General features: G+C 64.4%; 25 protein-coding genes. 18 read left to right on the top strand and 7 right to left on the bottom strand.

The genetic code is table 11. The annotated features are described in order from the left end of the window. Positions 1–27: 27 nt before the first annotated feature. From dnaQ to ACOYJQ_RS10440, 5 genes are all read right to left on the bottom strand, one after another. Positions 28–750 (bottom strand): DNA polymerase III subunit epsilon, encoded by a 723-nt coding sequence (gene dnaQ / locus ACOYJQ_RS10420; RefSeq protein WP_433458230.1) that lies wholly within the window; start codon positions 748–750, stop codon positions 28–30. Positions 751–752: 2 nt separating this feature from the next. Then, positions 753–1,358: a dephospho-CoA kinase gene (gene coaE, locus ACOYJQ_RS10425; RefSeq protein WP_433458232.1), complete on the bottom strand. Its 606-nt coding sequence runs from the start codon at positions 1,356–1,358 to the stop codon at positions 753–755. Further along, positions 1,355–2,239, bottom strand: a complete 885-nt coding sequence (locus ACOYJQ_RS10430; protein ID WP_433458233.1) for a shikimate dehydrogenase — start codon at positions 2,237–2,239, stop codon at positions 1,355–1,357. Before ACOYJQ_RS10430 ends, coaE begins: the two co-directional genes overlap by 4 nt. A gap of 87 nt (positions 2,240–2,326) precedes the next feature. Further along, on the bottom strand, positions 2,327–2,959 hold the full coding sequence (locus ACOYJQ_RS10435; protein ID WP_433458234.1) for a Maf family protein: 633 nt from the start codon (positions 2,957–2,959) through the stop codon (positions 2,327–2,329). A gap of 81 nt (positions 2,960–3,040) precedes the next feature. Continuing rightward, complete coding sequence (locus tag ACOYJQ_RS10440; RefSeq protein WP_433458539.1) at positions 3,041–3,874, bottom strand: pyruvate, water dikinase regulatory protein; 834 nt, start codon at positions 3,872–3,874, stop codon at positions 3,041–3,043. Positions 3,875–4,380: 506 nt separating this feature from the next. Here ACOYJQ_RS10440 and hemE point away from each other — a divergent pair. From hemE to ACOYJQ_RS10480, 8 genes are all read left to right on the top strand, one after another. After that, the gene (hemE, locus tag ACOYJQ_RS10445) at positions 4,381–5,454 is read left to right on the top strand and encodes a uroporphyrinogen decarboxylase (protein WP_433458235.1); all 1,074 of its coding nucleotides are present in this window, start codon (positions 4,381–4,383) and stop codon (positions 5,452–5,454) included. A 136-nt stretch (positions 5,455–5,590) separates the two neighbouring features. Beyond that, on the top strand, positions 5,591–6,016 hold the full coding sequence (hemJ, locus tag ACOYJQ_RS10450) for a protoporphyrinogen oxidase HemJ (RefSeq protein WP_433458540.1): 426 nt from the start codon (positions 5,591–5,593) through the stop codon (positions 6,014–6,016). A 349-nt stretch (positions 6,017–6,365) separates the two neighbouring features. Next, complete coding sequence (gene rho / locus ACOYJQ_RS10455) at positions 6,366–7,631, top strand: transcription termination factor Rho (protein WP_433458236.1); 1,266 nt, start codon at positions 6,366–6,368, stop codon at positions 7,629–7,631. Positions 7,632–7,828: 197 nt separating this feature from the next. Beyond that, on the top strand, positions 7,829–9,181 hold the full coding sequence (gene mnmE, locus ACOYJQ_RS10460) for a tRNA uridine-5-carboxymethylaminomethyl(34) synthesis GTPase MnmE (protein WP_433458542.1): 1,353 nt from the start codon (positions 7,829–7,831) through the stop codon (positions 9,179–9,181). Between the two features lie 99 nt (positions 9,182–9,280). Next, on the top strand, positions 9,281–11,197 hold the full coding sequence (mnmG, locus tag ACOYJQ_RS10465; protein WP_433458237.1) for a tRNA uridine-5-carboxymethylaminomethyl(34) synthesis enzyme MnmG: 1,917 nt from the start codon (positions 9,281–9,283) through the stop codon (positions 11,195–11,197). Positions 11,198–11,201: 4 nt separating this feature from the next. Beyond that, positions 11,202–11,882, top strand: coding sequence for a 16S rRNA (guanine(527)-N(7))-methyltransferase RsmG (gene rsmG / locus ACOYJQ_RS10470; protein ID WP_433458238.1), 681 nt, complete (start codon positions 11,202–11,204; stop codon positions 11,880–11,882). Beyond that, a complete protein-coding gene (locus ACOYJQ_RS10475) occupies positions 11,869–12,714 on the top strand; it encodes a ParA family protein (protein WP_433458543.1) in 846 nt (281 codons plus the stop codon). The genes rsmG and ACOYJQ_RS10475 overlap by 14 nt, the downstream gene beginning before the upstream one ends. A gap of 162 nt (positions 12,715–12,876) precedes the next feature. After that, positions 12,877–13,773 (top strand): ParB/RepB/Spo0J family partition protein, encoded by an 897-nt coding sequence (locus ACOYJQ_RS10480; protein WP_433458240.1) that lies wholly within the window; start codon positions 12,877–12,879, stop codon positions 13,771–13,773. Between the two features lie 131 nt (positions 13,774–13,904). On the opposite strand, the gene ppa is transcribed toward ACOYJQ_RS10480, so the two are convergent. Continuing rightward, the gene (ppa, locus tag ACOYJQ_RS10485) at positions 13,905–14,438 is read right to left on the bottom strand and encodes an inorganic diphosphatase (RefSeq protein WP_433458241.1); all 534 of its coding nucleotides are present in this window, start codon (positions 14,436–14,438) and stop codon (positions 13,905–13,907) included. A gap of 225 nt (positions 14,439–14,663) precedes the next feature. Then, positions 14,664–15,170 (bottom strand): N-acetyltransferase family protein, encoded by a 507-nt coding sequence (locus ACOYJQ_RS10490; protein WP_433458243.1) that lies wholly within the window; start codon positions 15,168–15,170, stop codon positions 14,664–14,666. Between the two features lie 143 nt (positions 15,171–15,313). Between ACOYJQ_RS10490 and ACOYJQ_RS10495 the strand changes: the two genes are divergently transcribed. The 10 genes from ACOYJQ_RS10495 to msrA (ACOYJQ_RS10540) all read left to right on the top strand — a co-directional run bounded on the left by ACOYJQ_RS10495 (position 15,314) and on the right by msrA (ACOYJQ_RS10540) (position 26,453). Beyond that, positions 15,314–16,036 carry a fused DSP-PTPase phosphatase/NAD kinase-like protein gene (locus ACOYJQ_RS10495; RefSeq protein ID WP_433458544.1) on the top strand — a complete coding sequence of 241 codons (723 nt, stop codon included), beginning with the start codon at positions 15,314–15,316 and terminating at the stop codon, positions 16,034–16,036. 57 nt (positions 16,037–16,093) lie between these two features. Then, the gene (locus ACOYJQ_RS10500; RefSeq protein WP_433458244.1) at positions 16,094–17,257 is read left to right on the top strand and encodes a glycosyltransferase family 4 protein; all 1,164 of its coding nucleotides are present in this window, start codon (positions 16,094–16,096) and stop codon (positions 17,255–17,257) included. Beyond that, positions 17,254–17,919: a class I SAM-dependent methyltransferase gene (locus tag ACOYJQ_RS10505; protein WP_433458245.1), complete on the top strand. Its 666-nt coding sequence runs from the start codon at positions 17,254–17,256 to the stop codon at positions 17,917–17,919. Before ACOYJQ_RS10500 ends, ACOYJQ_RS10505 begins: the two co-directional genes overlap by 4 nt. A gap of 13 nt (positions 17,920–17,932) precedes the next feature. Further along, on the top strand, positions 17,933–19,792 hold the full coding sequence (locus tag ACOYJQ_RS10510) for an ABC transporter ATP-binding protein (protein ID WP_433458246.1): 1,860 nt from the start codon (positions 17,933–17,935) through the stop codon (positions 19,790–19,792). Between the two features lie 260 nt (positions 19,793–20,052). Continuing rightward, positions 20,053–20,910 carry a tellurite resistance TerB family protein gene (locus ACOYJQ_RS10515; protein ID WP_433458248.1) on the top strand — a complete coding sequence of 286 codons (858 nt, stop codon included), beginning with the start codon at positions 20,053–20,055 and terminating at the stop codon, positions 20,908–20,910. A 765-nt stretch (positions 20,911–21,675) separates the two neighbouring features. Beyond that, positions 21,676–22,539: an isocitrate lyase/PEP mutase family protein gene (locus ACOYJQ_RS10520; protein ID WP_433458249.1), complete on the top strand. Its 864-nt coding sequence runs from the start codon at positions 21,676–21,678 to the stop codon at positions 22,537–22,539. A gap of 223 nt (positions 22,540–22,762) precedes the next feature. Further along, a complete protein-coding gene (gene msrA, locus ACOYJQ_RS10525; protein ID WP_433458250.1) occupies positions 22,763–23,266 on the top strand; it encodes a peptide-methionine (S)-S-oxide reductase MsrA in 504 nt (167 codons plus the stop codon). 115 nt (positions 23,267–23,381) lie between these two features. Further along, positions 23,382–23,906, top strand: a complete 525-nt coding sequence (msrB, locus tag ACOYJQ_RS10530; protein WP_433458251.1) for a peptide-methionine (R)-S-oxide reductase MsrB — start codon at positions 23,382–23,384, stop codon at positions 23,904–23,906. A gap of 9 nt (positions 23,907–23,915) precedes the next feature. Next, positions 23,916–25,748, top strand: coding sequence for a cytochrome c biogenesis protein DipZ (locus ACOYJQ_RS10535; protein ID WP_433458252.1), 1,833 nt, complete (start codon positions 23,916–23,918; stop codon positions 25,746–25,748). A gap of 12 nt (positions 25,749–25,760) precedes the next feature. Beyond that, positions 25,761–26,453 (top strand): peptide-methionine (S)-S-oxide reductase MsrA, encoded by a 693-nt coding sequence (msrA, locus tag ACOYJQ_RS10540; RefSeq protein ID WP_433458253.1) that lies wholly within the window; start codon positions 25,761–25,763, stop codon positions 26,451–26,453. Positions 26,454–26,458: the final 5 nt, after the last annotated feature.

Below are 26,458 nucleotides of genomic sequence, written 5' to 3' on the forward strand. Positions count from 1 at the left end.
CGAGCCTTGCCCGGACGCCGCACCGTCTCAGCGGTCTTTCTTCTCCTCGTTTTCCCCGAGATACTTTTGCCACAGGCTGCCGCTGCCGAGACCGGCGACGAACGCCGCGTGGGCCTGCCGTTCCGCCGCGCTCAGGCGCGGCGGCAACGGTACGGGCCGCGGCGGCGCGGCGGTGCTGCCGCCCGCGCGCGCGGCGATGCGGGTGGCGGGGGCGATGCTCAGGTCGAGGCCGGCCTGCCGCCCGCCGAGCAGCTCGATATAGACCTCGGCCAGAATCTCGGCATCGAGCAACGCCCCGTGCTTGGTGCGCTTCGTATTGTCGATGTTGTAGCGCGCGCAGAGGGCATCGAGGCTGTTGGGCGCGCCGGGGTGCTTTCGGCGCGCGAGCACCAGCGTGTCCACGAGCCGGCCCGGCGCGAGAGGCGCGAGAGACAGACGCTGGAACTCGGCATTGATGAACATGGCGTCAAAGCTGGCATTATGGGCCACCAGCGGCGCATCGGCGATGAAGGCGATGAAGGCATCCGCGATGGCGGCGAACACCGGCTTGTCGGACAGGAAGGCGTCGGACAGGCCGTGGACGCGAAACGCTCCCTCGCTCATCGGCCGTTGCGGATTGATGTAGGCATGGAAGTGGCGGCCGGTGGGCACGGCGTTCACCAGTTCCACACAGCCGATTTCGACCACACGGTCGCCGGTCGCCGGATCGACGCCGGTCGTTTCGGTATCGAAAACGATCTCGCGCGACACGATCACGCCTCCCCGCGGCCCGTGCGGCCGGCCAGCGCCCGGATGACGTCGCCCACCTGCCGTTCGGCCGCGTCCAGTCCTCCGGAGCTGTCGACGATGAAATGCGCACGGCGGCGCTTCTCGGCATCCGGCATCTGTTTCACGTGAATCCGCTCGAATTTCTCCGGCGTCATGCCGGGGCGGGAAAGGACGCGCGCGCGCTGCACCTCCGGCGGCGCGCTCACCACCAGCACGGCGTCGCAGCGGCCGGCCTGTCCGGTCTCCAGAAGCAGCGGACTGTCGATGACCGCGAGCGGCGTCGCCTTCTGCCGCGCCTGCGCCAGAAAGGCTTGTTCCGCTTCCCACACCAGCGGATGCACGATCGCCTCGAGACGCTTCATCGCCTGCGCATCGCCGATGACCCGCGCGCCGAGTTTGTCGCGATCGACCGCACCATCCACGACGACGCCCGGAAAAGCCCGTTCAACGGGGTCCGCCGCCTTGCCGCGATAAAGTTCATGGACGGTGGCGTCGGAATCGTGCACCGGCACGCCATGCTTGCGGAAAAAATCCGCCGTCGTCGACTTGCCCATGCCGATGGAGCCCGTCAGCCCGAGAACGAAGGTCATGCCTTTCCTCCCTTCGCCGCTTCCTGAAGATCGGCGACGACATGATCCTGGAGCGCCTGCGAGACGACCGGCATGACGCCGAACCAGCGCGCAAAGCCGGACGCCGCCTGATGCAGCAGCATGCCCAGCCCGCCGACCGTCCGCAGTCCGCGCCGCCGCGCCGCCACGAGCAACGGCGTTTCGAGCGGCACATAGACAGCATCCGTCACGACCGCACCGTCCGGCATCGGATCGGGATCGACAGGCAGCGGCGGCTGGCCGTGCATGCCGAGCGAGGTCGTGTTGACCAGAAGGGCCGTATCCGGCAGCAACCGGGCGAGACCGTCCCAATCCGCAGCTTCGATCCGCCCGCCGGACAGACCTTCGAAATGATCCACAAGGGCCTGCGCCCGCGCAAGGGTGCGGTTGACGATGACGACACGCCCGACGCCGCGCGCCAGCAGACCGTAGACGACGGCGCGCGCGGCGCCTCCCGCCCCCAGCACGGTGGCGACTGGCGTCGCCTCCTGCCATCCCGGCGCGCCCGCATCGAGATTGGCGAGAAAGCCGGCGACATCCGTGTTGTCGCCCCATAGCCTCCCGTTCTCGAACCACAGCGTATTCACCGCCCCGAGCGCCCGCGCCGTATCGGTCGCCTCATCCACCAGCCGGAAGGCGGCTTCCTTATGAGGCACGGTGACATTCGCGCCGACACGGCCGCCCGCCGCCAGATTGCGAATGAAGGCGGGAAAATCATCCGGCGATACTTCGGCGATGTCGTAATCCCCGGCAATGCCGTGCTCGCGCAGCCAGAAGCGGTGAATGAGCGGCGAACGGCTGTGCCGCGCCGGAAAACCGATGATGCAGGCTCTGGGAAAGGATTGCGGCGACGATTGCGTCATGAAAATGATCTCGACAAGAAGAAACGCCCCTGTAGATCGGAGGCGAACAACGGCTTTTTCGACGATCGCCTATTCGGCCAGGCATCCCTATTCGGCAAGGCATCCCTGTTCACGCAGGAACGTGAGAATGGGCAGCAGGGGCAGACCGAGAATGGTGAAATGATCGCCGTTGACCCGCGAGAAAAGCTGCACGCCGATCCCTTCGATCTGATAGCCGCCGACGCTCGACAGAACGGCATCGCCCACGGTCTCGATGTAGCGATCGATAAAGGCGTCGCCAAGCGGGCGCACATCGAGATCGGCCGTCGAGATCACCTCGAACACCGCTTCGCCGTCTTGCGCCAGCACCGCCGCCGAATGAAGATGATGCGTTTTTCCCGACAAGGCGGCGAGCTGCGCGCGTGCGCGAACGGCATCGGCCGGCTTGTGGAACTGGCGCCCTTCGCATTCGAGCGTCTGATCCGCACCGAGCACCAGACGCCCCGGTTCGCGGCGGCTGACGGCAAGCGCCTTCTCCCGCGCCAGCAGCGCGGCGAGATCCTCGATCGGCGCGCCGGAGGCGGCGAACGGCTCCTCTATCGCCCGCTCGTCGACGCCGGGCTGGCGCGTTTCGACGACGATACCCGCAGCCTCGACGAGGTTGCGCCGGGTGCGGCTGGTGGAAGCCAGAATGAGCGGTTGGTCCGCTATCCAGAGAGTTGAAGGTGCCGGCTCGGTCATCGGTGTTCCCTCCTTTGCACACTTGGCCAGATTCCGGCTTCTGCTTCCGCGCGTCAAGATGTCGATGCCGCCCGCCCCCGGTCAGGACAGCGCGATGAACTGCATGCGATGCGTGCGCAGCAGATCCATGATGGCGGCGGCGGTTTCCTCGATGGAGCGGCGGGTGACGTCGATGACGGGCCACCCGTTGCGCGCGCAGAGTTTTCGCGATTCGGCGATTTCCGTGGCCACGGCATCCCGGTCGACATAGGCCGTGTCATCGTCCGCGTTGAGACTGAGCAGGCGATTCTGCCGGATCTGGACGATGCGATCGGGGCTTGCCACGAGGCCGACGATCAACGGCTTCCTGATCTTCGCCAGCGCTTCGGGCAGCAAAACGCCCGGCACCATCGGCACGTTGGCGGTCTTGATGCCGCGGTTGGCGAGATAGATCGCCGTCGGCGTCTTCGACGTGCGGCTGACACCGACCAGTATCACGTCCGCCGCGTCGAGATCGCCCGCCGTCTGCCCGTCGTCATGGGCGAGGGTGTAATTCATCGCGTCGATGCGCTTGAAATACTCGGCGTTGAGCGTGTGCTGCGCACCGGGGCGATCGATGGTTTCCGTCCCGAGATAGGACTGGAACAGGTTGACCACCGGATCGAGCACGGAAAGCACCGGGAGGCCCTCGGCGCTACAGGCGCGGTTGAGCTTGTCGGCCAGTTCGTCGTTGACGAGCGTGTACAGCACGATGCCCGGCTCATCCATGATCGCAGCCATCGCCCGGTCCAGCTGAGCGCCGGAACGCACCAGCGGATAGATATGCTCGATCGCGGAGATGCCTTCATATTGCGCCGCAACCGCCCGGCTGACGGCGAGAAGCGTTTCTCCGGTCGAGTCGGATACCAGATGCAAATGGAAAAAACTGCGGCTCACCTGATCCCCCATCGGTTCCTTCCTTTCGTTTAACACCTGCAAGCGCGGGAGCGAACACCTTATTGACGCGCCGGCGCGTCGCAGGCGCCACCAGGGGCGGATTCACGTGAAACAGGGCGGAGGCGGCCGGGTTTCCAACAGGGGAGTCGATGCGTGTGGATAACAGACCGTTAACGGGCCGCCGGAAACCGGGCCTGTGGATCACCCGCCAAACGTTCAACACGCCCGTCGATGTGCCCGGATTCAGTCACCGGAATCTCGCGGCCGTGGACAAGATCCGCGTCCGCGATCCCGCGAGAAGGTTAACGGTTCCTAAACGTTAACGATTCGTTAACGATTCGGCGAGTCAAGCGCCCATGGCCGCAACCCCCTTTCATCCGTGCGCGGCATGAGCGAATCTGGGGATGGCATGTGGAAGGCGCTGGGGCGCGACAATCCGCAGCCTAACAAGAACAACAGAATCCTATTAATAGACATTCTTTGATTCAAAACAGGAGGTTAGGACTGTGAGCCATCCCTCTGGACCTGCCGGTCCTGCCTTCGGCCAAACCGTGTCGCAGGCTGCGCCTCTGCTGCGGGTGTTGTCCGGCGAAACCCGTGAGAAGCCGCCGCTCTGGATGATGCGCCAGGCAGGGCGCTATCTGCCCGAGTACCGCGCGCTGCGGGAAAAGGCGGGTTCGTTCCTTGATCTCTGCTACGATCCCGAAAAAGCCGCCGAGGTGACTCTTCAGCCGATCCGCCGTTTCGGCTTCGATGCGGCGATCCTCTTCAGCGACATTCTGGTCGTGCCCGACGCGCTGGGTCAGCGCGTGCGCTTTCTGGAGGGCGAAGGCCCGCAGCTCGATCCGCTGACGCCTGAAACGGGTCTCGCGCCGCTGGCCGGCGAACTCGATGCCGAACGGCTTGCGCCCGTCTATGAGACCGTGCGGATGGTGCGCGCCGCCCTGCCCCCGCAAGTGGCGCTGATCGGCTTCGCCGGCGCGCCCTGGACGGTGGCGAGCTACATGGTCGCCGGCAGGAGCACGCCGGACCAGGCGCCGGCCCGTCTGTTCGCCTACACTCACCCCGTGCTTTTCGGCGCGCTCGTCGACAGGCTCGTGGATGCCACGGCAAGCCATCTTCTGCGGCAGGTCGAGGCCGGCGCGCAGGTGCTGCAAATTTTCGAGAGCTTCGCGGGCGCCCTGCCCCCGCCCCTGTTCCGCCGCTGGTCGCTGGAGCCGGTGTCGCGCATCGTTTCCCGCATCCGCGCCCGATATCCCGCAATCCCGGTCATCGTCTTCGCGCGAGGGGCCGGCGCAGGCGTGGAGGAACTGGCGCAATCCGGCATCGCGGATGGCGTGGGGCTGGACTGGACCATCGACCCCTGGCGCGCGAGCGACGCCATTCAGGTCCATCGTCCGGTGCAAGGCAATCTCGATCCGCTGGCGCTGGTCGCCGGCGGCGACGTTCTCGCGCGGGCCGTCGACGATATCCGCGCGGCGCTCGGCGGCGGACCGCACGTCTTCAATCTGGGGCACGGCATCCTGCCCCAGACGCCGATCGCTCATGTGGAACAACTGGTCGCGAGGGTTCGCGGATGACGATCGAAGGAAGGGGCGGCGCTCCCCCATCCGTGTTTTGTCGCAATAAAGTGTTCGGATCGCGCTTGCGGGAAACCGCCATTCGCGGAAAATGGCTGGTCAGCGTGGACGGGCGATCGATTCTGAAGGGCGCACGATGCTTTATGAATGGCTGAAAGCCTTGCATATCATATCGGTCATCGCGTGGATGGCGGCGATGCTCTATTTGCCGCGCCTCTTCGTCTACCATGCCGAAGCAATACCGGGCTCGGACCGCATCTCCGCGTTCAAGGTCATGGAGCGCCGGCTTTACAAGGCGATCATGACGCCGGCCATGATCGCGACGTGGATTTTCGGTCTCGTCATTGCCTATCAGGGAGGCTGGTTCGTGTCGGGATGGCTGCACGCCAAGCTGTTGCTGGTCGTCATTCTCTCCGGTCTGCACGGGTTTTTCGGCGCCGAGCTGCGCCGCCTCGCGAATGACACGGCGCCGCGAAAGCCGCGCTTCTACCGCATCGTCAACGAAGTGCCCACGCTTCTGATGATCCTGATCGTCATTCTGGTGGTGCTCAAGCCTTTCTAGATTTTTCGTATTCCGACTGAATCGGGAAGCGGGAAACTTTTAAACCTGAGCGGCAATCGGGCATTGAAAAGAAGCGCTTTTTTGCAGGCGGACCATCATGCCGGTGTGCTTTCGTCTCGATGGGAAACGCGCCGGCATTTGCCTTTGGCGGAAAAAGCGCCGTGGCCGGGCTTGTAACCGGGGGGCAAATCCTTTATACAGCTCCTGCCTTCCTTAGAGCAGGATGGCGGGCACGCGATCTGTATGCAAAAGTTCGCCCCGCGTAGCGTTTTCATGCGCTTTAACCTGCAATTCTTCATAATCCTTCCGGCTGCCTCGTCAGCCCTTATCGATCGAGAGTTTTTCCCCGATGCGGGAGATCAAGCTTCAGGATCTCAAATCCAAGACGCCGACCGAGCTTCTGGCCTTTGCCGAGGAGTTGTCGGTCGAAAACGCCAGCATCCTGCGCAAGCAGGAACTGATGTTCGCCATACTCAAGCAACTGGCCGCCGCCGATACCGAGATCATCGGGGAAGGTGTGGTCGAAGTATTGCAGGATGGCTTCGGTTTTCTGCGCGCGCCCGATTCCAATTACCTGGCCGGGCCAGACGACATCTACGTCTCCCCTTCCCAGATTCGCCGTTTCGGATTGCGTACCGGCGACACGGTGGAAGGCACCATTCGGGGACCCAAGGACGGCGAACGCTATTTCGCCCTGCTCAAGGTCAACACGATCAATTTCGAAGACCCCGAAAAGATCCGCCACAAGGTTCATTTCGATAACCTGACGCCGCTCTATCCGAACGAGCGCCTGCGTCTGGAGACCGAGGAACCGTCGAAGAAGGACTTTTCGTCCCGCGTCATCGATATCGTGGCGCCGATCGGCAAGGGGCAGCGTGCCCTGATCGTCGCGCCGCCGCGCACCGGCAAGACCGTGCTGTTGCAGAATATCGCGCAGTCGATCACCACCAATCATCCCGAATGCTATCTGATCGTGCTGCTCATCGACGAGCGGCCCGAGGAAGTCACCGACATGCAGCGGTCCGTGAAGGGCGAGGTCATTTCCTCGACCTTCGACGAACCGGCGGCCCGCCATGTTCAGGTGGCCGAGATGGTGATCGAAAAGGCCAAGCGGCTCGTGGAACATGGCCGCGATGTGGTCATCCTGCTCGATTCGATCACGCGCCTCGGTCGCGCCTACAACACGGTGGTGCCGTCTTCGGGCAAGGTGCTGACCGGCGGCGTGGACGCCAATGCCCTGCAACGTCCGAAGCGGTTTTTCGGCGCGGCGCGCAACATCGAGGAAGGCGGCTCGCTGACCATCATCGCGACGGCGCTGATCGATACCGGCAGCCGGATGGACGAGGTGATTTTCGAGGAGTTCAAGGGCACCGGCAATTCGGAAATCATTCTCGACCGCAAGGTTTCCGACAAGCGCGTGTTCCCCGCCCTCGACATCACACGCTCCGGCACCCGCAAGGAGGAACTCCTCGTGCCGCCGGATATTCTCAAGAAGACCTACGTTCTGCGCCGTATCCTCAACCCGATGGGCACCGTGGATGCAATGGAATTCCTGCTCGACAAGCTGCGCCAGACGCGCCGCAACGCCGACTTCTTCGATTCCATGAATACGTGATCGCACAAGACGGCATACGGCGCGGAAATTTTCTGGCGCTTTAAGCCGAAAGAGCGCGTATTTTTCGATAAACGATCGTTTTTCAGATCGGCTCATGCAAGGGTCCTTCGCGTTGGTGGAGGGCCCTTGCTGCTTTTCGTGCTATATCTGATCATTGCCTGAATGAAGAGACGGCTATCATTCTGTTGTTTCAGCGCATGAAGCCGGAAATCGGAGATGCATTTGTGAATCGAGTCGATACCATCGTCGCGCCGGCAACCGGCGGCGGGCGTGCCGCTATCGCGGTTTTGCGTCTGTCCGGCAGCGGGATACGGCGGATTCTGGAGGCCGTGACAGGCTCGGTTCCGATGCCTCGCGTTGCAAGCCTGCGTGCGATTCGGGATACGGACGGCGCCGTGCTCGATCGGGCGCTCGTGCTCTACTTCCCTGCCCCGGCCAGTTTCACCGGTGAGGATGTCGCGGAACTGCACCTGCACGGCGGTCAGGCGGTGGTATCGGCGGTCATGTGCAGGCTTTTGGAAACGAACCTGTGCCGCCTTGCGGAAGCGGGCGAGTTTTCGCGGCGCGCCTTCCTCAATGGCAAGCTCGATCTCTCCGAAGCGGAAGGTATTGCCGATCTCATCGATGCCGAGACGGAGGCGCAGCGACGGCAGGCCATGCGTCAGCTTGAAGGCGCATTGTCGTCGGCGGTGGAAGATTTGCGAGAGCGCTTGCTGAACGTCATGGCGCTTGTGGAAGCATCGCTGGATTTTTCCGATGAAGGCGACGTGCCGACCGATCTGATGGCGGAGGCCATATCGGGTGCGCGCCGGGTTCATGACGAGATTACGGCTGCGCTTGATGACGGCCGGCGAGGCGAGCGTCTTCGCGACGGTTTGACGGTGGCCATCGCCGGCCCTCCGAACGTGGGCAAGTCGACCCTGCTCAATCGTATTGCAAGGCGCGATGTCGCAATCGTATCGCCGATAGCGGGGACGACGCGCGACATCATCGAACTGAGGTGCGATCTCGGCGGCATGCCGGTTGTGTTTCTGGATACGGCTGGACTTCGCGAGACCGATGATCCGATCGAAAAGGAAGGCGTGGAGCGCGCCAGGAGGCGCCTGCGCACGGCCGATCTGGTTCTTCTTCTATCGTCCGGTGATGACGTATCGGAGGATCATGAAGCCATTGAGTTGTCTTCCGGCGCGGTGATGAAGGTTCGCACGAAATCCGATTTGCTTCCGGTGGAATCGAGAGACGCGGGGGAATGGGCGATCTCGGCGAAAACCGGCGCCGGGATCGACGATCTCCTGGCGGAGGTCGAGCGCCGTCTGAATGCGGGATATGATGCGCGCGTCGCCGTCATTACACGCGAACGTCACCGCTCGGCGCTATCGGATGCCGCGTCGCATCTTGAGCGTGTATCCGCATACCGGCCTGATGCGTTGCCGGAGTTGGTCGCCGAGGATATTCGTCTCGGCATGCGTGCCCTGGGCCGCATCACCGGACGGGTGGGTGTCGAAGAGATTCTGGATCGTTTGTTTGCGGGTTTCTGTATCGGAAAATAGGCGCGATCGCCCGCAGGCGCGTTTCACGTGAAACGTTGCGGGACACCATGCAGAGCGGATATAAGATGATCGTGAAATGTAATCTCGGTGCATGCAAAAATGGGTGAGTCGAGGAACGGGGTGGGCCGGCGGGCCGATCATTCACGTCGTTATGACGTCATTGTCGTTGGCGGCGGACATGCGGGAACGGAGGCCGTCGCCGCTGCCGCGCGGATAGGTGCGCAAGTGGCGCTGGTCACGCATCGCTTCGCAACGATCGGAGCCATGTCGTGTAATCCTGCAATCGGCGGGCTCGGCAAAGGCCATCTGGTGCGCGAGATCGACGCTCTCGATGGAGTCATGGCGAGAGCGGCAGATCTCGGCGGCATTCAGTTTCGCGTGCTCAACAGACGCAAAGGACCTGCCGTTCGTGGTCCGCGTGCGCAGGCAGACCGCAAGCTTTATGCGCAGGCCGTGCAGAATGCGATCGAGGGTATTGCCAATCTGACCGTGATCGAAGGCGAGGTTTCCGATCTGGTCATACGGAATGGATACGCGGCAGGCGTCATTCTCGCGGATGGCCGCGAGTATGACGCCGGCGCGGTCGTGCTGACGACCGGAACCTTTTTGCGGGGTTTGATCCATATCGGTGAAAAGCAGTTTCGGGCCGGCCGTATCGGCGAGGCGCCGGCCGATGCCTTGTCGGCGACGTTGCTCCGTCACGGTCTGGCGCTGGGTCGTCTGAAAACCGGCACCCCTGCCCGCCTCGATGGACGGACAATCGATTGGAACAATCTCGAACATCAGGCCGGTGACGAACAACCAGAGCCGTTCTCACTTTTGACGGAAAGCCTGCCGAACAGACAGATCGCCTGCGGGATCACGCGGACGACGGCTGAAACGCATGCCATCATTCGTGCCAACATCCATCGTTCCCCGCTTTATGCGGGCGTGATCGAAAGCCGCGGGCCGCGTTACTGTCCATCCATAGAAGACAAGGTCGTTCGATTTGCAGATCGGGAAAGCCATCAGGTTTTTCTGGAACCGGAGGGCTTGGACGATTTCACGGTATATCCGAACGGGATTTCGACATCTCTGCCGGAAGACGTCCAGCAGGCTTTCATCCGTTCCATGCCCGGACTGGAGAACGTTACCATTCTGCGGCCGGGATATGCGATCGAGTATGATTACGTCGATCCCCGCCACCTGGATGCAACGCTGGAAACGCGGGTGCTGCGCGGTCTGTTCCTTGCCGGGCAAATCAATGGCACAACCGGTTATGAAGAGGCAGCGGCTCAAGGCGTCGTCGCCGGTATCAACGCTGCCCGTAAGGCCGGGGGTCGGCCGTGTGTGACTTTTGATCGCGCCGATGGTTACATCGGTGTCATGATCGACGATCTGGTGACGCATGGCGTCAGCGAGCCGTATCGGATGTTTACGTCCCGATCGGAATACCGGCTCAGTCTGCGGGTCGACAACGCGGATGAACGTCTGACGGGCAAAGGAATAGATCTTGGTTGTGTGGGGTCACGGCGCCAGGCGCTTCATGCCGAGCGAATGCAGCTTGTCGAGACGTGGAGAACGCGCTTGCAGCAGCTGGAAGTGACGCCTCAGGCTGCATCGAGGCATGGCCTGCAACTGAATCGGGATGGGCAACGGCGTTCGGCATTTCAACTGCTCTCGTATCCCGATATATCGTTTGAAACGCTTGACCGCGTCTGGCCGGAGCTTGCGTCAGTACCCGCTTGGCTCAGGGAGCGTCTGGCAACGGATGCTGTCTATGCCGTCTATCTCGACCGGCAGCGGGAGGATATCGCAGCCTTTCGCCGTGATGAGCAACTCGAACTTCCGACGGAGCTGACCTTCGATACGCTGCCAGGTCTGTCCGGCGAACTTCGGCAAAAGCTGTCTCAGGTTCAGCCCCGGACATTGGGGCAGGCAGCGCGTATCGAAGGCATGACGCCGGCGGCGCTTGCCATTCTGTCCGGCCACGCCGGCAAACAGCGCTGGAAGAAGCAGCAACAGGGATATACATGACGGAATGAATGCCAAACTTGAGTCGCCCCATGTGGACAGAGGGAAAGCCGAAGCTCTCGCGCCTTTTTTTGTTTCACGTGAAACATCAGATCGCCTGACGATCCTTGTGCATGAATTGCGACGCTGGCAGACGATCAAGAATCTCGTCGGTCCGGGGACGTTGGATGATATCTGGACGCGCCACGTCGCGGATTCATTGCAATTGTTCCGCTGCGCGCCGGAGACGCGAAATTGGCTGGATCTTGGCTCCGGCGCCGGGTTTCCCGGTGTCGTGCTGGGAATTCTGTTGCGGGAACACGGCGAGGGGCAGATTGATCTTGTCGAAAGCAACGGTCGCAAATGCGCGTTCTTGCGCCATGCCATTCGTGCGACCGGCGCCAGCGCAAAGGTGCATCAAGGGCGAATTGCCGATATCTTGCCGATGATGAAGGCCGGGCAGATCGAAGTTGTAACGGCGCGGGCGCTCGCACCTCTTCATGACTTGCTCTCCATGGCGAAAGACCTGTTGAGAAGTGGAGCAACGGGGGTGTTTCCGAAGGGGCAGGATTGGGAAGCTGAATTGACGGAGGCCCGCAAATACTGGAGAATCACAGTGGATGTGCAGCCGAGCCTAATTGATTCCCGCGGCCGCATCCTGGTGGTGAGGGAACTGCAAGAGGTTGATGGCGATCATGGCCGACGTTAGTCAGCTTACGGGGCCTGCCGGGGGTGGTCCTTCGACGCGTATTCGCGTGCTCGCGCTCGCGAACCAGAAAGGTGGCGTCGGTAAAACCACGACTGCCATCAATCTGGGTACCGCACTGGCCGCGATTGGCGAGCGCGTGCTGATCATCGATCTCGATCCGCAGGGTAACGCGTCGACGGGACTCGGGGTTGATCGGAAAAGCCGCAAGATCTCCACCTACGACGTGATGGTGGGGTCGGCGACGTTGCAGGATGCTCTGCTGGAAACGGCCGTGCCGGGGTTGGCGGTCGCGCCTTCGACATTGGATCTGCTGGGTGTGGAACTGGAAATCGCTTCCGCCAAGGACAGGGTGCATCGGTTGGAGCGCGCCATCGATGTTCTCGGTCGCGACATCCAGCCGGATGGCTTCACCTATGTGCTGATCGATTGCCCGCCTTCCCTCAATCTGTTGACCATCAATGCGCTGACGGCGTCAAATGCCGTGCTGGTGCCCTTGCAATGCGAGTTCTTTGCGTTGGAAGGTTTGAGTCAATTGCTCCGCACGGTGGAACAGGTGCGCGTATCGCTCAATCCGGGTTTGGGGATTCACGGCATCGTGCTGACGATGTTCGATCCGCGCAATAATCTCTCCAATCAGGTTGTGGCCGATGTGCGCGAGTTCATGGGCGCCAAGGTTTACGATACGATCATTCCTCGCAATGTTCGCGTTTCGGAAGCTCCTTCTCACGGCAAGCCCGTGTTGCTTTACGATCTGAAATGCGCCGGATCGCAAGCCTATCTGAAACTGGCTTCTGAAGTGATTCAAAGAGAGCGGGCTTTACGCGCCGCTTGACGAAGCGATTGCCTGCGCGATTCAACGGCTCGCATGACTTGAAGGCACATGCTTGGCGGGTGTGTTCCGGCGCATGTCTGTGCCTGAATGCTTGTCGGCAGGCTGCATCGACGCATGCGGAAATTGACGGGCCGATTACGGGTTTTGGTGATGGAGATAGATATGGCCGAGGATTCCAACCGTTCCCGTCTGGGGCGGGGGCTTGCCGCGCTGATTGGCGATGTCGGGGATGAATTCTCGGCGCAGGCGCGTCAGGTCGGCGCGAGCACGCAGAAGGTTCCGATCGAGTTCTTGCGCCCCAATCCGCGCAACCCGCGCAAGATATTCAACGCCGAAGCGCTGGAGGATCTCGCCGCGTCCATTCGCGAGCGCGGCCTTATTCAGCCCATCATCGTCCGCGCGGTGACGGGGGTTGCGGATGTTTATGAAATCATCGCCGGCGAACGACGCTGGCGGGCCGCGCAGCGCGCCAATCTTCATCAGGTGCCGATCATCGTCGTGGAAGCGGATGATCGCGTTGCGCTGGAAATCGCCATCATCGAGAATGTGCAGCGGGCCGATCTCAATCCGCTGGAAGAGGCCGCCGGTTACGAACAACTGATTGCGGAGTTCAGTTACTCGCAAAATGATCTCGCGCAGGTCATCGGCAAAAGCCGCAGCCATGTCGCCAATACCCTGCGGTTGACGCGCTTGCCGGATTCCATCAAGCAGCTCGTGAATGACGGCACGCTTTCGGCCGGGCATGCGCGGGCGCTGTTGACGGTGGCGGACCCCGATGCCGTGGCGCGGCAGATCATCGCGCAGGGGCTTACGGTGCGCGATGTCGAGAGGATCGCGCAACGGGAGACGCAGGGAGATGCGCAGGAGAGCGGTGCTCGTCGCGCCGCGCGTGCGAAGCCCGAAAAAGACCCCGATACCCGCGCGCTGGAACAGGCGTTGGAGGAGGTGCTGGGGCTCGTGGTGTCCATCGAGCACAAGGCCAACGGCGGCGGCGAGGTGAGGGTGCGATACAGGACGCTCGATCAGCTCGACAGCCTTTGCCATCGGCTGCGCGGATAAATCCTTGCGCTGATCGGGTGGGCGACGGGCATTGCGAGGATGCCCGCATACCTGACGCATCGCCGCCCGTCTACGGGCCGCAGCATTCCGAATGACTGCGGCCCGTTCGGTGTGAGCCGGGTGGTTTCGGCTTACTTTTCCGCGGTTGCGCGTTCGATGGCTTCGAGAATCAGCGTGCGTGCTTCCTCGGCGGTGCCCCAGCGGATGATCTTGACCCACTTGTTGGGCTCAAGATCCTTGTAATGCGCGAAAAAGTGCTCGATCTGCTTGAGCGTGATTTCCGGCAGGTCGGTGTAGTCCTGCACCCGATCATAGCGCTTGGTCAGCTTGGAGGAGGGAACGGCGATGATTTTTTCATCCTGGCCGGATTCGTCTTCCATGATCAGCACGCCGACCACACGCGAGGAAATGACCGCGCCGGGGATCAGCGCGCGCGTGTTGACGACGAGCACGTCCGCCGGATCGCCGTCGCCGGACAGCGTATGCGGGATGAAGCCGTAGTTCCCCGGATAGCGCATCGGCGTGTAGAGAAAGCGGTCGACGAAAAGGGTACCCGATTCCTTGTCCAGCTCGTATTTGATGGGTTCCCCGCCGATCGGCACCTCAATGACAACGTTCACGTCGTGGGGGGGATTCTTGCCGATGGCAATAGCGTCGAGACGCATGTCGAAAACTCCTTGCAGGAAGGATCATGATACGACGTTCCGGCAGCGCGTGCGGTGATGGCCCGACGGCGACCGCGCGGACGCAGGTGGATACGGCGTGCCGCGAGACCAAGCGGGTATTTCGCCGCATGGTACCGCCGCGACGACGGCGGCTTCTTACTACAGCATCGGCTATAAAAGTGAAATCAGCATTTTGGCGCGGTTTGTGCCGATCCCGACGCCGGATCAGGGAAACATGAATGCGGTGCGAACCAGTGAGATGCCGCTGACGCGGATGGTTTCGTGCGCTTGCGCGCGCCCTCCGAGCCGCTCATAGAAGCGTGCCGCCCGATCATTGTCCCGCAAGGCCCACACCACGAGCCCCTTGCGGCGTTGCGCCGCGAGTTCGCGCCGGGCCGTGGCGAAAAGTTGCGTGCCGAGACCCAACCCCTGAAACACGGGGTCGAGATAGAGTTCGTCTATTTCGCCCTGCTGGGGCAGGGAGAGGCTGCGGCTTGCGCCGAAGCTGGCATAGCCGGCGATGCGGTCGCCGATGTCGAGCACGATGAGGGAACGGGAGCGGTTGACGGCCTTCTGCCACCAGCCGGGGCCGCGATAGGCGATCATCCGTTCAAGCGCGACGCCGGGAATGATGCCCCGATACGCCTCGCGCCACGAGACGTCGTGGACCGCCGCCAGAGCCGTAGCGTCTGACGGTCGTGCGGGGCGGATGCTGATGACGACCTCGTTCATGGGGGAAAGTCTAGGATGCCGCGTCGTTCGCGGCAAGATACAAAGCTGTTGCGGATTCGAACATGGACAAGATTTCATACGTGTTGTCGCACCGCGCGCGTCCTGCTATGGCGTTGGGTGACCGCAACGACATCCGGGGCCCCGTGTTCAATCGTTTTCTCAAGCCTGAAGTGCGCTATGCGCGGCGCATGGCCCGTATCAAGCGCTGGGATGCCCCGCTTGAGGGCCGCTGGGCGCGCGTCAGGGCCTATGCCAACATGCTGTTTGTCGATCACGGCGTGTTCCGGGCGCTTTATCTCAACCGGCATCGGGTAACGCATCGTTTCTGGCGGGCGGCGCAGCCCTCGCCGCGTGATATCGACGCCATCGCCCGGCTTGGCGTGCGCACGGTCGTCAATCTGCGCGGCGGGCGGGAGTACGGGTCATGGCCGCTCGAGCGCGACGCCTGCCGCCGCAACGGGCTGACGCTTGCGGAGTTTGTGGTGCGATCGCGCGAGGCGCCTTCCAGGGAAACGATTCTGGCGGCGAAAAGGTTCTTCGAAACGGTGGAATATCCGGTTCTCGTGCACTGCAAGTCCGGGGCCGACCGGGCCGGTTTCATGGCGGCGCTCCATCTCGTGTTGCAGGAAGGGCGCTCCGTCGACGAGGCCGCGGCGCAACTCTCGCTGCGATACGGGCATTTTCGTTTCGCCAAGACGGGCATTCTCGATGCTTTCTTCGCGCTCTACAAACAGGAAGGCGAGGCGGCGGGGCTGGATTTCATGACATGGGTCAGCGAGGTTTATGAGCCGGATCGCCTGCGGGCGCGCTTTCGTCCTTCCTTCTGGTCCGCGCTGCTCGTCGATCGCGTCTTGCATCGCGAGTGATTTTCGGGACAACCGGTCATTCGCCGCCGGCTGATGGAGACAAGGTTGGTCGTTCAGATGGGTGATGCCGATCCCGACGAGAATGAGGGCCACTCGCCGCATCTCGTGTTTCTGGTGACGGAGGATTGGTTCTTCGTCTCGCATTTCCTGCCGATGGCGCGGGCGGCGCGCGAGATGGGCCTGCGCGTGACGGTGATCACCCGTGTGCGCGATCATGCCGCCGCTATTTCCGCCATCGGCGCGCGGGTGGTCCCCATGCAGGCGGAGCGGCGCAGTCTGAACCCGCTGGCGGTTGCGGCGACGCTCCGTGCGCTGCGTCGGATCCTTTGCAGGGAACGCGCCGACATCCTGCATTGCGTCGCGCTGCGTTCCATCGTTCTCGGCAGTCTGGCGGCGCCGAGGGGCACGCCGGTCGTGCATGCGCTGACGGGCCTCGGCTTTCTCGGCGCGCGCGCCGATGCGGTCGGCCGCGCGGCGCGGGCGGGGCTGCGTCATTTCCTGCGCATCGTCGCCGATGGTCCCGCCGCCCGCTTCCTGTTCGAAAACGAGGATGACGCGCGGATGCTGGGTTTCGATCCCGGCGACCCCGGCAAGGTCGCCATCGTGGGTGGCGCCGGCGTCGATCCGGCGGCGTTTCCGGCCGCATCGCCCGAACCCTCGCCGTCGCTCAGGATCGCCGTCGTGGCGCGCATGCTGTGGTCGAAAGGGATCGATCTGGCCGTGGAGGCGGTGGGACGCGCGCGCGCGGCGGGTGCGGACGTCACGCTTTCGCTTTATGGCGCGCCCGATCCGTCGAACCCGCGTGCGGTGCCGGAGATAACGCTGCGGGAATGGGGTGCGCGGCCGGGCATCGCGTGGCACGGCGCAACGCGAGACGTTCCAGCCGTCTGGCAGGCGCACGATGTCGCCTGTCTGCCTTCGCGCGGCGGCGAGGGATTGCCGCGCACGCTGCTGGAGGCGGGGGCGAGCGCCCGCGCCATCGTCACCACCGACGTGCCCGGCTGCCGCCGGCTGGTGCGGGACGGCATCGAAGGGCTCGTCGTGCCGCCGGACGATGCCGGGGCGCTGGCCGACGCGTTTATTTTTCTGGCAAACAATCGTGATGCCGTTTCGCGCATGGGGCAGGCGGCCCGCGCGCGCGTGGAGGGCGGCTATACCGAACGCCACGTCATGGAAACGGTGAAGAGCCTTTATGGGGAACTGCTCGGGCAGCGCACATGACGATTGGCGATCACGATACGTTCATTCGCACGCACACGCGGTTGCTGCCCGTGCCGCATGCGCCGGAAATCAGCCTGTTCGTTGCCGACGAGGCCACGGCGCTGTGGCAGAAGACCGAGGATGAACTGGGCGCGATCGGCCTGCCGCCGCCGTTCTGGGCATTTGCCTGGGCCGGCGGGCAGGCGCTGGCGCGTTATGTTCTCGATCATCCGGGCGATGTCGCGAATCGGCGCGTGCTGGACTTCGCGTCGGGCTCCGGCCTCGTGGCCATCGCCGCCGCAAAGGCCGGCGCGGCGCATGTCGAAGCGGCGGACATCGATCCCTTCGCCATCAGCGCCATACGGATAAATGCGCTGGCTAATAATATCCGGGTGACGCCGCGCGCCGACGATGTGATCGGCAAGGACGAGCATTGGGATGTCGTGCTGGCGGGGGATATATGTTACGAGCGCACGCTTGCGGAGGCGGTTTTCGCCTGGCTGCTGCGTTTGCAGCGGCGGGGCGCGCGGGTGCTGATCGGCGATCCCGGCCGCAGCTATCTTCCGAAAGACCGGCTTGAATGCCTCGCCACCTATCGCGTGCCGGTCACGCGCGCGCTGGAGGATGCGGAGATCAAGACCAGCCATGTCTGGCGGCCGCGCGCCGCCGTGCTGAACCAATGACGCGAGTGCGCCCATGATCGATACGCCCCAGCCGCCTCGAGAAGCGCCGCGCCCGCCCGCGGGTTTTCCGCTGTCCCTTTTCAATCGCATTGCCGGCAAATCATCCATATTGACGCGCGGCGATACCGCGCCCACGATCCGGCGGTTGTGGCGGGAGCAGGTGCGGCCCCATCGCGGCGCGCTCGCGGTGGTGCTGGCGCTGATCGCGGTCATCGCGGGCACGTCCTCCCTTTATCCGATCCTGATCAAGGAGGCGTTCGACGCCTTCACCGCGCGCGACGCCCACGCCATTGCGCTGGCGCCGCTCTTCGTCATCGCGGTCACGAGCATCAAGGGTTTTGCGCTGCTGGGGCAGACGGTGCTGACCAACCGTGTGATCTCGCGCGTCGAGGCGGACATGCAGACCGCGCTTTACGCGCACATGATCGACGCCGATCTCGCACAGCTCGAACGGGAGAGCCCCGCGAGCCTGACGCAGCGTTTCACGACCGACTTCGCCTATATCAAGGAGGCGCTGACGCGGCTTTTCACCGTGCTGCTGCGCGACGGCGCGACGGTGATCGCGCTGGTGGGGGCGATGCTGTGGATCGATCCTGTGCTGACGATCGCCGCGGCGCTGGTGGCGCCCTTCGTGGCGCAGCCGGTGGCGCGGCTGGGCAAGAAGCTGCGCCGCGTCGCCACCTCCACGCAGGAGGAAATCGGGGCGATGGCGAATCTCGTGTCGGAAAGCCTCGCCGGCGCGCGCGTGGCCAAGGTTTTCGCGCTCGAAGGCTATCTGAAGGGCCGCGCCGCGCGCGCGTTCGAGCGGGTGCGGGAACTCAAGATGCGGGCGGCCAACGCGCGCGGCCGGCTCGATCCGCTGCTGGAGATCGGCGGCGGGCTTGCGGTCGCGGGTGTGCTGGTGCTGATCGGCTGGCGCATCGTGGAAGGCGGCAGCACGGTAGGCGAGTTCACCGGCTTCATCACGGCGCTGCTGATGGCGGCGCAGCCCGTGCGTTCCATCGGCAATCTCAACGCGATCGTGCAGGAGGCGATGGCCGCCCTGCGGCGCTATTACGACATACTCGATCTGCCGCCGACCATCGTCGACGCGCCGGATGCGCCCCCGCTGGCGGTGACGCGGGGCGAGATCGCCTTTCGCGGCGTGCGCTTCCGCTACCGCGAGGATGTGACGGCTCTCGACGGCATCGACGTCACACTGCCCGCGGGCAAGCTCACGGCGCTCGTGGGGCGCTCCGGTTCGGGCAAATCCACGCTGATGTCGCTTGTGCCGCGTTTGCATGACGTGAGCGAAGGCGCGGTTCTGATCGACGGGCAGGATGTGCGGCAGGTGACGCTTGCGGGCCTGCGGGCGCAGATCGCGGTGGTCAGCCAGGAAGTCGTGCTGTTCGACGACACCATCCGCGCCAATATCGGCTTCGGCCGCCCCGGCGCGTCGGACGCCGATATCGTCGCGGCCGCGAAGGCGGCGGCCGCTCACGGGTTCATCGCGGCGCTGCCGGAAGGCTACGACACCCGCGTCGGCGATCGGGGGTCCCGGTTGTCGGGCGGCGAGCGTCAGCGCGTTTCCCTCGCACGCGCCATTCTCAAGGACGCGCCGATTCTCCTGCTGGACGAAGCGACGAGCGCCCTCGACGCCGAGGCCGAGCGCATGGTGCAGGACGCGCTGGCGGTGCTGACGCGCGGGCGCACGACACTCGTCATCGCCCATCGCCTTTCCACCGTGCGGCGCGCCGATCTCATCCTCGTGATGGATTGCGGCCGCATCGTGGAACAGGGACGACACGACGATCTCGTGGCGCGCGACGGGCTCTATGCGCGCTTGCAGCGGTTGCAGTTGACGGATGATACGGAAAAGCACGATCTCGTGTGACGATGATTAGAGCGGCGTGCATTCAAGTGGAATCGTCATGCCGCTCCAAGTTCTATATTTTACCGCAACTTGCGTTCAAATCGATCAATCGGTTCGAACGCAAAATGCTCCGGAGCGGACTGAACCTGCTGAAATTTACAGAATTGTGACGTGGCTTGTCGACCGGCAGTGTTTCTTTTGCTGTAGCATTGGAATAAATTTGTGGTGCGAACGGCCTGCTCCCCTTAACGTTAATCCATCGCTAACCATGGGAGCTGTTCATGCTTGATGCAAAGAAGCTACTTGATGCGCTCATCGGTTCCGCCGCCGCCGGCCCTTCCGCCGCCGGCCCGGCCTCCGCACATGTCAACGCCGATACGCAGGCGACTTCCGGGGCCGCGTCGGCGGCTGCCGGGTTCGGCGGTGTCGGTGATCTGCTTGGCAGCGTCATCGGCCAGTTGACCGGCGGCGCCGGCAGCCGGCCGGGTTCTGTCGCCGAAACCGGCGCGGATCTGGTTGCCCAGGCGCGCCAGTATCTCGATACGCCTGAAGGGCGCAACGTGGCGAGCGCTGTCGCCGGCGGTCTGGCGGGCCTGCTGCTGGGCTCGCGCGGGGCCGGCAAGTCCGTCACCGCCTCGGCCGCCAGCCTCGGCGGCATCGCCCTGATCGGCGGCCTCGCCTACAAGGCCTATCAGGGCTGGAAAAGCGGACAGCCGGCCTGGGCCGATGCCTCCGCGATCGCTGCGCCGCCGCGCGATTCCGCCTTCGGGGCGGATGCGGTGTCGCAGGATACGGCGCTTGTGCTCACGCGTGCGATGATCGCGGCTGCGGCATCCGATGGCCAGATCGATACCGAGGAGCGCGGCCGCATCATCGGCAATCTGGCCAAGGCCGGTTTTCAGGCGGAAGCCGTGCAGTTTCTCGACCGCGAGTTCGCCAATCCCGCCTCGATCACGCAACTCGCCGCCGCTGCGACGAGCGAGGAGCGCGGCGTCCAGATCTATGCGGCGGCGCGCCTCGCCATCGAGCCCGATACGGAAGCGGAGCGGGCGTTCCTGCATGAACTGGCCGACGCGCTGTCGCTGTCGCCGGATCTCGCGGCCCATATCGATGCCGCCGCCGTCGGCGCGAAGGCCTGATCGCTCTCCACGGGGCGCATGCCGGTCGGGCGGCGCCCGTCCCGGCCTGAAGGCGTTTCCCGTCGTCATTCCGCAAGGCCGACGCGGCCTTCGGGAGCCGATGAAGCGTCAATGAATGGATGCAATGGCATGCGGGTGAAGCGTCCGTCTGTTCGCATGGGCGGAGCGCGCGGGATGAGCATGCCGGGCGGAAGCGCCGGATCGTTTCACCGTTTCACGGAAGCGCTGAAACGATCCATGCCTGTCCGCCTTGTTGCGGAACGTCTGACGACGCGCGCCGTGCTCGATCGATAAAAACACGTGAAATCAGTGAATTGACGTGCGTTTTATCGTTTTGCCGGGCGTCCTTCGCGCTGTCGCGATGTCTGTTCTATCGCGACAGCGCAACCGTGAACAGCGCTGCGCGCATCGCTCCGGCGGTTGATTTGCGCGGCTGATGCGCGCAAAGGTGTTGACGGACGGAAACATGACAAGGGCACGGCAAAGCGCCGGGAAAACGCCAATGACGCCGGTGCTTCCTTTTGCCCAGCCCGTTTCCGCCGCCATCGCCGGCGGGCAAGGCTTGCTTCGTCCGGCATCTCCCATTTTCCGGCGACGCACGCGGATGACGTGACAATTGATTGCTGCATCGGGAAACGACGGACAGGTGAGGATGGAACAGATCGCAGACCGGCGCTGTTTCGGGCGAGATATCGGGCAAGGTATCGGGGATGCGTCCCGATGGTGGAGCGGGCCGGGAATGACAGCATGGGGGGAATGGGCGGCATGAGCACCATTCACGAGCGCCGGCGCGCATTTCGCAAGCTGCATGAATCCTCCGGCACCCATGTCCTGCCGAATCCCTGGAATGTGGGCACGGCGCGCTATCTGGAGCATCTCGGTTTCAAGGCGCTGTCGACCACCAGCGCCGGCATCGCCTTCGCGGACGGCTTCCCCGATACGGATTGGGCCGTGCCGCGCGGCGTCATGCTCCAGCATATCCGCGACATCGTCGAGGCGACGGATCTTCCCGTTTGCGCCGATTTCGAATCCGGCTACGCGAACGAGCCGGAGGACGTCGCCCGCAACGTGGTGATGTGCATCGAAACCGGCGTGGCCGGCATCATGATCGAGGACACGACGCCCGACCACCAGCATCCTTTCTATCCGCTGGAACTGGCGGTCGACCGCGTGCGGGCGGCCCGCGCCGCGATCGACGCGAGCGGCACCGGCGTCGTGCTGACGGCGGGCGTGGAGCGCCTGACGAACAATCACGAGGAATCGCTCGCCGGCATCATTCGCCGCCTTCAGGCTTACGTGCAGGCGGGGGCCGAGGCGGTTCACGTGCCCGGCGTCGTCAATCCGGCGGATATCACCGCCATCGTGAAGGCTGTCGCGCCCCATCCGGTCAGTATCGTCGTGGAACCGGAATGCGGGTTGAGCATGCGCAATTATGCCGATCTCGGCGTGCGCTGGCTGAGCAGCGGGTCCGGCATGTGCCGCGCCGCATGGGGCGGCTTCATGCGCGCCGCCGAGGAAATCGCAACACGCGGCACGTTTTCCACCCTCACCGACGCGGTTCCGTTTCCACAGATCAACCAGTTCTTCCGGCAGGATCTGCGCAAGGGGCGCAAGCGCATCTCGTCCTGACGGCGGGCAACGGCGTGAATTGACGGGTGCCGCGCCTTCGGCGATAGTTGTTTCGCTGAGGGCGCTTTCCGATCGAACGGGATCGTTCGATCGACGAGAAGTGGCTCGAAATCAAAAACCTGGAGGATTCTCGCGTTGCAACGAAACGCGGAAAGCCTCCATGTCTTCGGCCCTCGCGCCGGTTGTGCGAAAGGCCCGCAGGCTCTCGGAGAGGAGAGACGCCATGGTTCTGGAGCGTGCTGTGCTTGCCGGCGGTTGTTTCTGGGGCATGCAGGATCTTTTCCGGCGGCTGGACGGCGTCGCCTCCACCCGCGTCGGATACACCGGCGGCGACGTGCCGCATGCGACGTATCGCAATCATGGCACTCACGCCGAGGCCATCGAGGTCGTTTTCGATCCCGCCCGCATCAGCTACCGCGACATCCTCGCGTTCTTTTTCCGGATCCACGATCCCACGACGCCCGGCCGGCAAGGCAACGACATCGGCCCGAGCTACCGCTCGGCGATCTTCCCCGAAACGCCCGAGCAGGAAGAGGCGGCGCAACAGGCGATCGCCGATGCCGACGCCTCCGGCCTCTGGCCGGGCAAGATCGTCACCGAGATTGCGCCGGCCGGGCCGTTCTGGGAGGCGGAGCCGGAACATCAGGATTATCTGGTGCGCAATCCCGGCGGCTATACCTGCCATTTCATCCGGCGCGACTGGAAATTGCCGCCTGCCGCCGAATGACATCGGGAAACCGGATGTCGCGCCGGGCGAAGCATCACGCTCATTTGACATCGGCGCGCATGACTTTGCCGCTTTCACCTGCCAACAATGGGCCGTTCCATGACGGGAGACGGTCATGCAGGGTTCCAGAAGATCTTTTCTTGCCTCGGTGGTTGTCGGCGGAGCGGCCGCGGGAGGGGCGGCGCTCCTGTGGCGCCTGCCGTCGCCGGCATCCGCCGGCCCGCCCGACGACGCGCCCGCCGGCGATGTCTCCTTTGCCCTGACGGACGCGCAATGGCGGGCGCGTCTTTCTCCGGCTCAGTATTATATCCTGCGGCAGCATGGCACCGAACGGCCCCATACGAGCCCGCTCGACAAGGAGCGCCGCGCCGGCACGTTCCGTTGCGCGGGCTGTGACGGGCCGCTCTTCGCGTCGGAAACGAAGTTCGACAGCCGCACCGGCTGGCCGAGCTTCTGGCAACCGCTCGATGGGGCCGTGGGCACGTCGCTGGACACCGGCTACGGCATGGTGCGCACGGAGGTGCATTGCCGGCGCTGCGCCGGCCATCTGGGGCATGTCTTCAACGACGGTCCGCCACCCACCGGCTTGCGCTACTGCATCAACGGCGTCGCGCTCGTTTTCGCGCCCGCGCAAGCCTGAGAGGCGGACATGACCATCCTGCTATCGTATCTCGGCGGCGTCCTCACTATCGCGAGCCCCTGCATCCTGCCGGTGCTGCCGTTCGTTTTCGCCGGGGCGGGGCGATCCTTTCCGCGCTTCCAGCTTCCCATGCTGGCGGGCATGGCCGTTGTGTTCGCCGCCGTCGCGTCGCTGGCGGCGGTGGCGGGGAACTGGGCGGTGCAGGTGAATGTCTGGGGCCGCTGGATCGCCCTCGCCCTGATGGCGCTGTTCGGCCTCGCGCTGCTCGTGCCCGCGCTGGGCGCGCGTCTGGCGGCGCCTTTCGTGGCGCTCGGCGACCGGCTGAACAGGCAGGCGGGGCAGGGCGACAGCCCTGCCGCCGCCCTTCTGCTCGGCGCGGCGACGGGCCTGCTGTGGACGCCGTGCGCGGGGCCGATTCTGGGGCTGATCCTGACCGGGGCGGCCTTGCAGGGCGCGAGCGCGCAGACGTCGCTGCTGCTTCTCGCCTATGCGGCCGGCGCCGCGACGTCGCTGGCGGTCGCCCTGTTGGCCGGCGGGCGGGTGCTCGCGGCGCTGCGGCGGCGCATGGGTCAGGGCATGGGTCAGGGCATGGCGGCGGTCGAGTGGCTGCGGCGCGGCGCGGGCGTCGCCGTGCTGGCGGCGGTGATCGCGATCTTTCTCGGCCTCGACACCGGCCTGCTCGCCCGCCTGTCGACGGCCGGCACGACGCGCATCGAACAGACCCTGATGGACGGCCTCGGTATGGACGGCGCCGGCGAACAGGCCGGGGCCATGATGGCCGCCGGGCCGGCGATGATGGCCGGCAATGCGATGATGATGCAGGGCGGGGCCATGATGGCGGCGCAGACACCCGAGGGCGCGCCCGCCGGCCTGCCGGTGGAAGGGCGCATGCCCTCGCTGTCGGGGGCGGTGGAATGGTTGAACAGCGAGCCGCTGACCGCGGCGCAGTTGCGCGGCAAGGTCGTGCTGCTCGATGTCTGGACCTATTCCTGCGTCAACTGCCTGCGCACGCTGCCCTATGTCCGGGCGTGGGCGGAAAGATACCGCGAGCGCGGCCTCGTCGTCATCGGCGTCCATGCGCCGGAATTCGCCTTCGAGAAAAACATCGGCAATGTGCGGGAGGCGGTGCGCCAGCTCCGCATCACCTATCCGGTCGCCATCGACAACGATTACGCCATCTGGCGCGCGCTGGACAATCGTTATTGGCCGGCTCACTATTTCATCGACACGCAGGGCCGCATCCGCCATCACCATTTCGGTGAGGGCGAATATGAAAAGTCGGAGCGGGTCATTCAGCAATTGCTTGCGGAAACCGGTACGGTTTCCACGCAGCAGGACGCGCCCGTCTCGCTTGCGCCGCAAGGCGTCATGATGGCTGCGGACTGGGCCAACGTCCGCTCGCCGGAGACCTATCTGGGGTATGAGCGCATGGCGCAGTTCGCTTCCGCCGGGCCGGTGGCGCGGGACGAGGCCGCGGATTACGCGCGGCCGGCGGAACTCGCGCTCAACCGCTGGGGGCTGGAGGGGCGCTGGACGATCGGCGGCGAGGCCGCGCGGGTGGTCGCGCCGGGCGGGCGGATCGTGTTCCGCTTCCATGCCCGCGATCTCAATCTCGTGCTGGGCGGCGAGGGCGCCGACCGGCCCGTGCCGTTCCGGGTGCGCGTCGACGGCGGGCCGCCGGGCGCGGATCACGGGCTCGATGTCGATGAGGAAGGCAACGGCGTGGTGCGCCAGCAACGGCTTTACCAGCTCGTTCGCGCGCGAGGCGATGTCCGCGAGCACACTTTCGAGATCGAGTTTCTGGAACCGGGCGCGAGCGCCTATGCATTCACCTTCGGCTGAGGAGAAGCTGACATGTCGCGCGTGGTCGGATCGGCGAGCGGGTTGCTGGCGGCGCTCTGGCTCATGTTTGCCGGGGCCGCTTTCGCGGCGGGGCAGGTGCGGATCGACCCGCCGCATCGCGACCTGCCCGCGGGCGAGGCGCGCTCCGCCAGCATCGTGCTGGCGGGCGGATGCTTCTGGGGCGTGCAGGGCGTTTTCCAGCATGTGAAGGGCGTGACCGCCGCCGTATCGGGCTATGCGGGCGGCACGGCCGCGACGGCGCGTTATCCGCTCGTCGCCAGCGGCCGCACGCGCCATGCCGAGGCGGTCGAGGTGACTTACGACCCCCGGCAGATCAGCCTGGGGCGCATCCTGCAAGTGTTCTTCTCCGTCGCCCACGATCCGACTCAGTTCATGCGCCAGGGGCCGGATGTCGGGCCGCAATACCGCTCGGCGGTCTTTCCCGCCAATGACGATCAGCGCGCGGTCGTCGAGGCGTATATCGCGCAGCTCGCAGCGTCCGGCGCGTATCCGCAGCCGGTCGTGACCCGTGTGGAGACGCAGGGCGGCTTCTTCCCCGCCGAGGACGAGCATCAGGACTACATGACGCGCCATCCCGCCCAGCCCTATATCGTCATTCACGATGCGCCCAAGGTCGCCAACCTGTCGAAGCTGTTCGCGGATCTCTATCGGGAAGAGCCGGTGCTGTTCTTCGCCCGCCGGTGAAGAGC

The organism is Pseudochelatococcus sp., assembly GCF_050946405.1.
GTDB lineage: Bacteria > Pseudomonadota > Alphaproteobacteria > Rhizobiales > Beijerinckiaceae > Pseudochelatococcus.

Coding starts and splice junctions, on each gene's coding strand:
- coaE (WP_433458232.1), bottom strand. CDS start 1,358: ATGACCTTCGTTCTCGGGCTGACGGGCTCCATCGGCATGGGCAAGTCG.
- ACOYJQ_RS10430 (WP_433458233.1), bottom strand. CDS start 2,239: ATGACGCAATCGTCGCCGCAATCCTTTCCCAGAGCCTGCATCATCGGT.
- ACOYJQ_RS10435 (WP_433458234.1), bottom strand. CDS start 2,959: ATGACCGAGCCGGCACCTTCAACTCTCTGGATAGCGGACCAACCGCTC.
- hemJ (WP_433458540.1), top strand. CDS start 5,591: ATGCTTTATGAATGGCTGAAAGCCTTGCATATCATATCGGTCATCGCG.
- rho (WP_433458236.1), top strand. CDS start 6,366: ATGCGGGAGATCAAGCTTCAGGATCTCAAATCCAAGACGCCGACCGAG.
- mnmE (WP_433458542.1), top strand. CDS start 7,829: ATGAAGCCGGAAATCGGAGATGCATTTGTGAATCGAGTCGATACCATC.
- mnmG (WP_433458237.1), top strand. CDS start 9,281: ATGGGTGAGTCGAGGAACGGGGTGGGCCGGCGGGCCGATCATTCACGT.
- rsmG (WP_433458238.1), top strand. CDS start 11,202: ATGAATGCCAAACTTGAGTCGCCCCATGTGGACAGAGGGAAAGCCGAA.
- ACOYJQ_RS10475 (WP_433458543.1), top strand. CDS start 11,869: ATGGCCGACGTTAGTCAGCTTACGGGGCCTGCCGGGGGTGGTCCTTCG.
- ACOYJQ_RS10480 (WP_433458240.1), top strand. CDS start 12,877: ATGGCCGAGGATTCCAACCGTTCCCGTCTGGGGCGGGGGCTTGCCGCG.
- ppa (WP_433458241.1), bottom strand. CDS start 14,438: ATGCGTCTCGACGCTATTGCCATCGGCAAGAATCCCCCCCACGACGTG.
- ACOYJQ_RS10490 (WP_433458243.1), bottom strand. CDS start 15,170: ATGAACGAGGTCGTCATCAGCATCCGCCCCGCACGACCGTCAGACGCT.
- ACOYJQ_RS10500 (WP_433458244.1), top strand. CDS start 16,094: ATGGGTGATGCCGATCCCGACGAGAATGAGGGCCACTCGCCGCATCTC.
- ACOYJQ_RS10505 (WP_433458245.1), top strand. CDS start 17,254: ATGACGATTGGCGATCACGATACGTTCATTCGCACGCACACGCGGTTG.
- ACOYJQ_RS10510 (WP_433458246.1), top strand. CDS start 17,933: ATGATCGATACGCCCCAGCCGCCTCGAGAAGCGCCGCGCCCGCCCGCG.
- ACOYJQ_RS10515 (WP_433458248.1), top strand. CDS start 20,053: ATGCTTGATGCAAAGAAGCTACTTGATGCGCTCATCGGTTCCGCCGCC.
- ACOYJQ_RS10520 (WP_433458249.1), top strand. CDS start 21,676: ATGAGCACCATTCACGAGCGCCGGCGCGCATTTCGCAAGCTGCATGAA.
- msrA (WP_433458250.1), top strand. CDS start 22,763: ATGGTTCTGGAGCGTGCTGTGCTTGCCGGCGGTTGTTTCTGGGGCATG.
- msrB (WP_433458251.1), top strand. CDS start 23,382: ATGCAGGGTTCCAGAAGATCTTTTCTTGCCTCGGTGGTTGTCGGCGGA.
- ACOYJQ_RS10535 (WP_433458252.1), top strand. CDS start 23,916: ATGACCATCCTGCTATCGTATCTCGGCGGCGTCCTCACTATCGCGAGC.
- msrA (WP_433458253.1), top strand. CDS start 25,761: ATGTCGCGCGTGGTCGGATCGGCGAGCGGGTTGCTGGCGGCGCTCTGG.